This window comes from Caulobacter sp., from assembly GCF_049283275.1.
Lineage (GTDB): Bacteria > Pseudomonadota > Alphaproteobacteria > Caulobacterales > Caulobacteraceae > Caulobacter.
Genome location: NZ_JBAPVS010000289.1, coordinates 1 through 7,694 on the forward strand (window position 1 = coordinate 1; position 7,694 = coordinate 7,694).

A 7,694-nucleotide genomic window follows, 5' to 3' on the forward strand; every position below is an offset into this window, starting at 1 on the left:
GCCCCGACGGGCGGCAAGCGGCGGCCTTAGACGGCCGCCAGCCGGGTCCAGCGGCGCAGCGGCGCCCACCGCGCGGCGATCTCGGCCAGGGCCACGTGGCCGGCCAGCATCAGCGGCGCGATGACCAGGATCTCGAGCGGAAAGCCATGCGGCGGCTCGGGCTTCAAGGCCATCGGCTGGATGAACAGCAGGATCAGGATGTTGTTGGCTGCGTGCGCCCCGATGGCGAACTCGATCCCGCCCAGCCGCAGCGTCATCCACGCCAGGCCCACGCCCATGGCCAGCCGCACCAGGAAGGCGTCGAGGTTGGGATCCAAATGGATCGCCGAGAACAGCAGGCCGCTCAGCACCAGCACCGCGCGCGGGTCCGGGAACCAGGCGCCGACGATCTTGATCAGCCAGCCCCGAAAGACCAGCTCCTCGGCGGCGGCCGCGATCAGCAGCAGGGACACGACCAGGGCCGCATAGGCCAGGCGACCGGCCAGGTCGGGGGCGATCGCCAGGATCGGCGCGCCCGGCGCCTTGGGGTCCAGCGCCGCCGAGGCCAGCAGCAAGGGCCCGATCGTCACCGCGAACAGGCCCAGGCCGAGCAACAGAAGCCGCCAGCGGAACCGAGGCGCGGTCGTGAAATACGAGATCAGCCGGCGGTGATGCAGCAGACCGGCCACGCCCACGAAGGCCAGGGCCATGCCGCCGTTGATGAAGGCCAGCAGGCTGAGCACGAAGGCGACCTTGGTCAGGCTGGTCGGCGTCTCGCCGCCGCCGATCATGGCCATCAGCCGTTCGGTCGCCTGGACTCCGCCCCCGCCGATCGCGAAAGCCACGAACACCGCGGCGCCGCAGATCACCGCCGCCAGCAGGGCGGCGATCACGCCGACGGGCAAGGTCAGCAGGAGCGGAACGACGCGCCGGTCGGTCGGCGTCAGATCGTCCAGGAACGGCGACCGTCGAAGCTCTGCTAGCACCACTGTTTCGGATCCTGACCTGCATCAATCGCTAGGCGTTCGCCGTCTCGGGCGCAAGCCGCGCGACACGCGACTTGCCGCGATCGACGGCGCGCGGCACACATCGGGGCAAACGCGGGGCGCGCCATGACCGACATAACCCAGAAAGAAGCACAGCACCTGCACCGCCTGATCCTGTTCTCGGACGCGGTGTTCGCGATCGCCATCACCCTGCTGGCCATCGAGATCCATCCGCCCGAGCACTGGCATGGCGTGGCCGACCTGTTCGGGCAGATGCGGCACAAGCTGATGGCCTACGCCGTCAGCTTCGGCGTGGTGGGCATCTATTGGATCAGCCATCGCCGCACCTTCTCGCGCCTGACCCGGGCCGACGGCGTGCTGGACGTGCTGAACCTGGCGATGCTGGGCCTGCTGGCGCTGCTGCCCCTGACCACGGAACTGCTCTGGGAAAGCGGGTCGCTGCCGTCGGTGATCGTCTATGTGGGCCTGGCGACCGCCATCGGCCTGGCCCACGCCGTGGCCTGGGCCTACGCCGCCTTCGTCGGCCGCCTGACCGAGCCGATGTCGACGGTCGAGAAGAGCTTCGTGCTGCTGCGCGTGGCCCTGCTGCCCGGCCTGATGTGCGGCCTGACCTTCGTCAGCATCATCACCCGCACCCCGTGGGGCTGGCTGGGGATCGTCGCGATCGTCGGCGCGCTGTCGCTGCTCAACCGCCTGCTGGTCCGGAGCGGCATGCTCACGGCCGCCCAAATCGCCGAGGATTGAAGTCTTGCGCATCGTCTCGGGCCAGTATCGCGGCAAGGCCATCGCCACCCCGCCGGGCGACACCACCCGCCCCACCTCCGATCGGGCGCGCCAGGCGGTGTTCAACATCCTCGAGCACGCCGCCTGGGCGCCGCAGCTGCATGGCGCGCGGGTGATCGATGTGTTCGCCGGCTCGGGCGCCTTGGGCCTGGAGGCGATGTCGCGCGGGGCCACCTTCTGCCTGTTCGTCGAGACCGACGACGCCGCGCGCGGCGCGATCCGCGAGAACATGGAAGCCTTCGGCCTGTTCGGCCAGGCCCGGGTGCACCGGCGCGACGCCACCGATCCGGGCGCGCGCCCCGGCAGCGTGGGCGCGCCGTTCGACATCGCCTTCCTCGATCCACCCTACGCCAAGGGCCTGGGCGAAAAGGCCCTGGCCGCGCTGGTCGCCGGCGACTGGCTGGCGCCGGGCGCCATCGTGATGTTCGAGCGCGGCCGCGACGAGCCCGATCCGACACCCGAAGGTTTCGAACGGCTCGACGCGCGCGACTACGGCGCCGCGCGCGTCCTCTTCTTTCGGCTGGCCTAGCTACCAACCGCGAACCGTCACCCGGTTGTCGACCTGCGAGCGCAGGTTCACCGCCCCGTCCCGCGTGATGCGGTAGGGTCCACCGCCGGAACTGGCGATGAAGCGGCGTTTCTTCAGCGCCTTGAAGACCGATAGAGTGCAGTCCGACAGGCGCCAGCCATCACGGGTAATGCAGTCAACACCGATGATGCGGTCTTTTTCGTCGCGCAGGAGTTCGATGCGGGCGCCCTGCGCCAGCGCGTGCAGCGTGCGTTGCTGCGGCTTTGAGATGTTCAAGGAAGTCGTCCGAGGATCGAGGCATGAGAACGCTCACCGTCTGGCGAGCGGACGGAGCGGGGCCTGATCAGCTATCGAACGGGAGGTTCGGAGCCTTAGGCCCGGGCCTCAAACACAATCTCGGACATGAACCACACTGGGTTTCGGATGGGCTGAAGTTAAGCGCGTCACCGTCATCCGTCATCCCCCGAGATGATCGGAGGATCCAAGCCGCGCCGACCTGTGTCCGCGCGGCAACGGCGACGACGCGCTACTTCTTCACCTTGGCCGGCGTCGTCTGGGCCACCTTGACCGGCGCGCCCTCGCGCCGGGCTTCGTCGATCAGGCCGGCGCAGTCGGCGTCCTTGGCCTCGCCGCCCGTGACGAAGGGCAGGATGGCCGCCAGGGGCGAGAGCAGGGCCCCGAGCGCGAGCGCGGCGCCGCCTTGGGCCACGGCCCCGCTGGCGTCCAGCCCGATCTTCGGCGCCATGAGCGGCCCCCGGATGGTGATCGGAATGAACAGGCGCACCAGCCGCGGCTTCTTGCTGTCGCCGTCGATCCTCAGGTCCAGGCGTTCGTTGCGCAGGTCGATCGTGCCCTTGCCCCTGGCCAGCACCACGCCGGTGTCGGCGACGATCTGATTGGAGGTCATGATCCCGTCCTTGACGCTGAAATCGGCCACCGCGCAGCGGACGCTGGTTTCCTTGGTGTCCTTGCTCAGCAGCATCAGCAGGCCCTTGGAGGCGTTGACGCCCAGCAGTTCGGCGAACGCCTGGCGGATCTCGCCCTTGGGCGAGACCAGGGTCACCTGGCCGCTGGCGGTCGAGGCCGCCCGATGCACCGAATTGCCGTAGCCGGTCAGCTTGGCCCGGGCCAACACCCCGCCCTCGATGGCCGGCTTGCCGCCGCTGCTGATGGTGATGAAGTCCTCGAGCTTGGCGTTGACCAGGCGCAGGTCCAGATCCGTGCGCGGAACCTTGGGATTGGCGTCCAGCCGCACCTTCCCCGACAGGTCGCCGCGCGAGAAGGTGAAGCCGATCGGATCCAGGGTCAGCACGCCCTTCTCCAGCGTCAGGTCGGCGCGGACCTTCCTGAGCGGCAGGTTGGGCGCGTTGACCGCCAGGGCGCGGTACTTGACCTTGGCGTCCATGGCCTTGACGCGCTCGACCTGCAGGGTGGCGTCGGGCAGCAGGCGCTTGGTCGCGTCGCGCTGGGCGGCCTCCACCTTCTGGCCGGCCGAGGCGGTCTCGCCCCTGCCGGTGGCCGGCGCCGCGCCGACCAGGCTGCCCAGGTCGTCGAAGTCCAGACGCTTGGACTGCAGTTCGGCCTCCAGATAGGGCCGCTCGCGCCCCATCAGCACGAACAGGTCGCCCGAAAGATCGCTGTCGCCGATCCGGCCGTTCAGCTTCTTGAAGTCGAACCGCTGGCCGTTGCGGCTCAGGTGGCCGCTGATCTTGTAGGGCGGGGTGTTGGGCAGGGTCAGGCCGGTCAGGGCGTAGAGGCGGTTGAGGTCGGCGCCCGACACCGTCAGCTGGGTCTCAAACAGGCCCAGGTTGAACGGCTTGGTCACCTGGCCCTTGGCCGTCACGTGGGTCGATCCGGCGTCGACTTTGGCGTCGAACGGATAGGGCCGGTTGGGCGAGATGTTCAGCAGCGGACCGCCGGTGACCAGGGCCGTGAACGGCGCGCGGTTCAGTTGGCCCTTGCCCTCCAGCACGAACTTGCCGCGCCCGTCGCTGCTGGCGTGCTCGTTGGAGCTGACCGTGCCCAGGAAGAAGATGTCCCGTTGCTGGTCCTCGTAGCGCAGCTGGCCGTCATTGATGATGAAGTGCTGGATGGCCGGCAGCTTCAGGGGCTTTTGGGGCGCGTTGGGATCGCCGAACGTCCAGTTGGCGCGGCCCGAGCCCTCGCGCAGCAGGCGCACGTCGGGGCGATCGATCGCCAGCAGCGGCAGGATCACCTCGCCCTTCAGCAGGGGCAGAAGCTTGATCTGCACCGCGACGCGGTCGACCGTGGCCATGTATGGCTTGGAGGGGGGCGTCCCAGCGGCCGAGCCCTTCGGATCGGCCTTGGCCGCCCAGTCCGGCTGGGCGATGCGCACGCCCAGCGCCTCGGCCTTGGGCGAGAACGACCAGGGATGGACACGCAGGTCGCCGGTGATCACCACCTCGCGGTTCAGCCGCGCCGAGGCCACACGGCCCAGCGGCCCTCGAAACCAGTTCCAGTCGAACAGCACCAGGAAGACGACGATCGCCGCCGTCAGCACGATCGCCCCGATCATCCCCCAACGGTCGCGCGGCGGCATGCCGCGCAGGCGGGCGACGAGGCCTGCCTGGGCGTTGGACGGCGGATGGGGCGCGAGCGTGGTCAGGGTGGAACCTCCAGATACCCGTCCACAACGCGCGGATGGGGTCGTTGTGTTCCGAAGCCCGGCCCGGCGGAGGACGATCATGACGCCCGGACCGGCTCATGAAGACCCGATCGGGTGATTGCCAGGGCCGCGTCGGCCGCCTAGCGTCGCTTCAAAACAACTGTTTGAGGCGGGCATGGCGATCGAGGCGGTGATCTGGGATTTCGGCGGGGTGTTCACCACTTCGCCGTTCGAGGCGTTCCGGCGGTTCGAGGCCCGGCGCGGCCTGCCGATGGACTTCATCCGCCGGGTCAACGCCGCCGATCCCGACGCCAACGCCTGGGCGCTGTTCGAGCGCAACGAGATCGACGCGGCGGCCTTCGATGCGATGTTCCTGGAGGAGGCCGCGCGCCTGGGCCACGCCGTGCGCGGCGCCGAGGTGCTGCCCCTGCTGTCGGGCGAGGTTCGGCCCCGGGTCGTGGCAGCGCTGAAGGCCTGCAAGGCGCGCTTCAAGGTCGGCTGCATCACCAACAACGTCGTCACCGGCCACGGGACCGGCATGGCGGGCTCGGCCGAGAAGGCCGAGGCGATCGCCGACATCTTCGCCCAGTTCGATGTGGTGATCGAAAGCTCCAAGGCCGGGGTGCGCAAGCCCGACCCACGCATCTACCAGATGATGTGCGAGCGGCTGGTGGTGGACCCCGCGCGGTGCATCTATCTCGACGACCTGGGGGTCAACTGCAAGCCGGCCGCGGCCCTGGGCATGACCGCGATCAAGGTCACCACCGAGGATCAGGCGCTGGAGGACCTTGCGGCGGCGACCGGTTTGGCGTTCTGACTGGGAAAACTTCTCCGCAGGAGCCGCCATGTCCAGCCCCGCCAAGATCGGCGCCGCCGCCGCCCTCTCCCAACTCGAAGGCTGGACGTCGGTCGCCGAGAAGGATGCGATCAGCAAGACCTTCAAGTTCGCCGACTTCAACGCCGCCTTCGGCTTCATGACCCGCGTGGCCCTGAAGGCCGATCAGCTCGACCATCATCCGGAGTGGTTCAACGTCTACAACCGGGTCGAGGTGGTGCTGACCACCCACGACGCCGGCGGGGTCAGCGCGCTGGACGTGACGATGGCGCGGTTCATGGATTCGATCGCTTAGGGCCCGGCTGGCCCCCTCCGTCACGCCGCGTATTCGCGGCGCGCCACCTCCCCCGTTGCACGGGGGAGGAGTACAGTTCAAACTAGTGTTTGAATTATAATCGGGAGGACGCCGAACATGGCGCAGAGCACGGGCCGGGTCGCCGGCAAGAAGGCCTTCATCACGGGCGGCGCCCAGGGCCTGGGCGCGGCGGCCGGGCGTCGTCTCGCCGAAGAGGGCGCCAAGGTCAGCCTGGCCGACATCAACTTCGCCGGGGCCCAGGCCGTGGCGGCCGAGATCAACGCCGCCCATGGCGCCGGCACGGCCTTCGCGTTCGAACTGGACGTCACCCAGGAAGACCAGTGGATCGAGGCGCTGGAAAAGGCCGACGCGGCGATGGGCGGGATCTCGGTGCTGCTCAACAACGCCGGGGTCGCCGGCGACAAGCCGCTGGAGCAGATGGAGTTCGACGTCTGGAAGAAGATCATGTCGATCAATGTCGACAGCGTCTTCCTGGGGGCCAAGCACGCGCTGAAATACATGCGCGCCCACCAGCCGGGCTCGATCATCAACATCAGCTCGATCGCCGGCCTGATCGCCAACCACAATTCACCGGCCTACAACGCCTCCAAGGCGGGCGTCTGGCTGCTGAGCAAGAACATCGCCCTGTACTGCGCCAAGATGGGGCTGGATATCCGCTCCAATTCGATCCACCCGACCTTCATCGACACCCCGATCCTGGACCCGCTGAGCCAGCGTCTGGGCAAGGAAGAGGCGCACGCCAAGCTGGGCCGGCAGATCCCGCTGGGCCACATCGGCGAGCCCGACGACATCGCCAACGCCGTGCTCTATCTGGCCAGCGACGAGAGCAAGTTCATGACCGGCGCCGAGATGAAGCTGGACGGCGGCATTTCGGCGATGTGAGGGGGCGGGGAGGCCCCCTCCGGCCCTTCGGGCCACTTCACCCCGAAGGGGAAGGATTTCACTCGGCGCCGCGGAGATGCTCCCCTCTTGGGGGAGCTGTCGCGGAGCGACTGAGGGGGTCCTCGCCGTCTAGCGCGGCGCGCGCTTGGCCAGGATCCGCTGCAGGGTGCGGCGGTGCATGTTCAGCCGGCGGGCGGTTTCCGAGACATTGTGGCCGCACAGCTCATAGACCCGCTGGATATGCTCCCAGCGCACGCGATCGGCGCTCATCGGATTGTCCGGCGGATCGGGACTGTCGCCGCGGGCGGTGAGCAGGGCCTTGGCCACGTCGTCGGCGTCTGCCGGCTTGGACAGATAGTCCACCGCCCCCGCCTTCACCGCCGCCACGGCGGTGGCGATATTGCCATAGCCGGTGAGCATGATGATCTTGGCGTCGGGGCGCGCCTCGCGCACCGCCTCCACCACCTTCAGGCCGGTGCCGTCCTCGAGCCGCATGTCGAGCACGGCGTGGGCCGGAGCGTGGGCCTTCAGGGCCGTCAGCGCTTCGCCCACGGACGCGGCCAGGGTGACCGCGAAGCCTCGCTGCTCCAAAGCTCGCCCCAGCCGCGTGCGCAAGGGCGCATCGTCGTCGAGCAACAGCAAGCTGTTGTCAGAGAGAGCCGCCACCATTTCCGCGATATCTGCCATGCGTAACGCTCCCATAGGGCGACCCCACCGCGGAATGCGGCGTACTGTCG

General features: G+C 68.7%; 9 protein-coding genes. 5 read left to right on the plus strand and 4 right to left on the minus strand.

Annotation, left to right across the window (positions count from 1 at the left end; genetic code table 11):
• Nucleotides 1-26 precede the first annotated feature (26 nt).
• On the minus strand, nt 27-965 hold the full coding sequence (locus WAL33_RS16445) for a CPBP family intramembrane glutamic endopeptidase (protein ID WP_422182601.1): 939 nt from the start codon (nt 963-965) through the stop codon (nt 27-29).
• Between the two features lie 126 nt (nt 966-1,091).
• On the opposite strand from WAL33_RS16445, the gene WAL33_RS16450 reads away from it, so the two are divergent.
• Entirely contained in the window at nt 1,092-1,730 is a 639-nt protein-coding gene (locus WAL33_RS16450; protein WP_422182602.1) for a TMEM175 family protein, read from the plus strand.
• A gap of 4 nt (nt 1,731-1,734) precedes the next feature.
• The gene (gene rsmD / locus WAL33_RS16455; protein WP_422182603.1) at nt 1,735-2,298 is read left to right on the plus strand and encodes a 16S rRNA (guanine(966)-N(2))-methyltransferase RsmD; all 564 of its coding nucleotides are present in this window, start codon (nt 1,735-1,737) and stop codon (nt 2,296-2,298) included.
• Here rsmD and WAL33_RS16460 read toward each other — a convergent pair whose 3' ends face one another.
• Both WAL33_RS16460 and WAL33_RS16465 read right to left on the minus strand, forming a co-directional pair.
• Nucleotides 2,299-2,574, minus strand: coding sequence for a YjhX family toxin (locus tag WAL33_RS16460; RefSeq protein WP_422182604.1), 276 nt, complete (start codon nt 2,572-2,574; stop codon nt 2,299-2,301).
• Nucleotides 2,575-2,824: 250 nt separating this feature from the next.
• Nucleotides 2,825-4,834, minus strand: coding sequence for an AsmA family protein (locus WAL33_RS16465; protein ID WP_422182605.1), 2,010 nt, complete (start codon nt 4,832-4,834; stop codon nt 2,825-2,827).
• Between the two features lie 265 nt (nt 4,835-5,099).
• On the opposite strand from WAL33_RS16465, the gene WAL33_RS16470 reads away from it, so the two are divergent.
• The 3 genes from WAL33_RS16470 (at nt 5,100) to WAL33_RS16480 (ending at nt 6,957) form a co-directional block, all read left to right on the plus strand.
• Nucleotides 5,100-5,741, plus strand: coding sequence for an HAD-IA family hydrolase (locus WAL33_RS16470; protein ID WP_422182606.1), 642 nt, complete (start codon nt 5,100-5,102; stop codon nt 5,739-5,741).
• 28 nt (nt 5,742-5,769) lie between these two features.
• Complete coding sequence (locus WAL33_RS16475; protein WP_422182607.1) at nt 5,770-6,054, plus strand: 4a-hydroxytetrahydrobiopterin dehydratase; 285 nt, start codon at nt 5,770-5,772, stop codon at nt 6,052-6,054.
• Between the two features lie 117 nt (nt 6,055-6,171).
• Complete coding sequence (locus WAL33_RS16480; RefSeq protein WP_422182608.1) at nt 6,172-6,957, plus strand: SDR family oxidoreductase; 786 nt, start codon at nt 6,172-6,174, stop codon at nt 6,955-6,957.
• Nucleotides 6,958-7,086: 129 nt separating this feature from the next.
• Here WAL33_RS16480 and WAL33_RS16485 read toward each other — a convergent pair whose 3' ends face one another.
• Nucleotides 7,087-7,644: an ActR/PrrA/RegA family redox response regulator transcription factor gene (locus WAL33_RS16485; RefSeq protein ID WP_422182609.1), complete on the minus strand. Its 558-nt coding sequence runs from the start codon at nt 7,642-7,644 to the stop codon at nt 7,087-7,089.
• Between the last annotated feature and the right edge of the window lie 50 nt (nt 7,645-7,694).

Excerpts from the sequence above, each read along its gene's own strand:
- WAL33_RS16450 (WP_422182602.1), top strand. The coding sequence starts at position 1,092 with ATGACCGACATAACCCAGAAAGAAGCACAGCACCTGCACCGCCTGATC.
- WAL33_RS16465 (WP_422182605.1), bottom strand. The coding sequence starts at position 4,834 with ATGATCGGGGCGATCGTGCTGACGGCGGCGATCGTCGTCTTCCTGGTG.
- WAL33_RS16470 (WP_422182606.1), top strand. The coding sequence starts at position 5,100 with ATGGCGATCGAGGCGGTGATCTGGGATTTCGGCGGGGTGTTCACCACT.
- WAL33_RS16475 (WP_422182607.1), top strand. The coding sequence starts at position 5,770 with ATGTCCAGCCCCGCCAAGATCGGCGCCGCCGCCGCCCTCTCCCAACTC.
- WAL33_RS16480 (WP_422182608.1), top strand. The coding sequence starts at position 6,172 with ATGGCGCAGAGCACGGGCCGGGTCGCCGGCAAGAAGGCCTTCATCACG.
- WAL33_RS16485 (WP_422182609.1), bottom strand. The coding sequence starts at position 7,644 with ATGGCAGATATCGCGGAAATGGTGGCGGCTCTCTCTGACAACAGCTTG.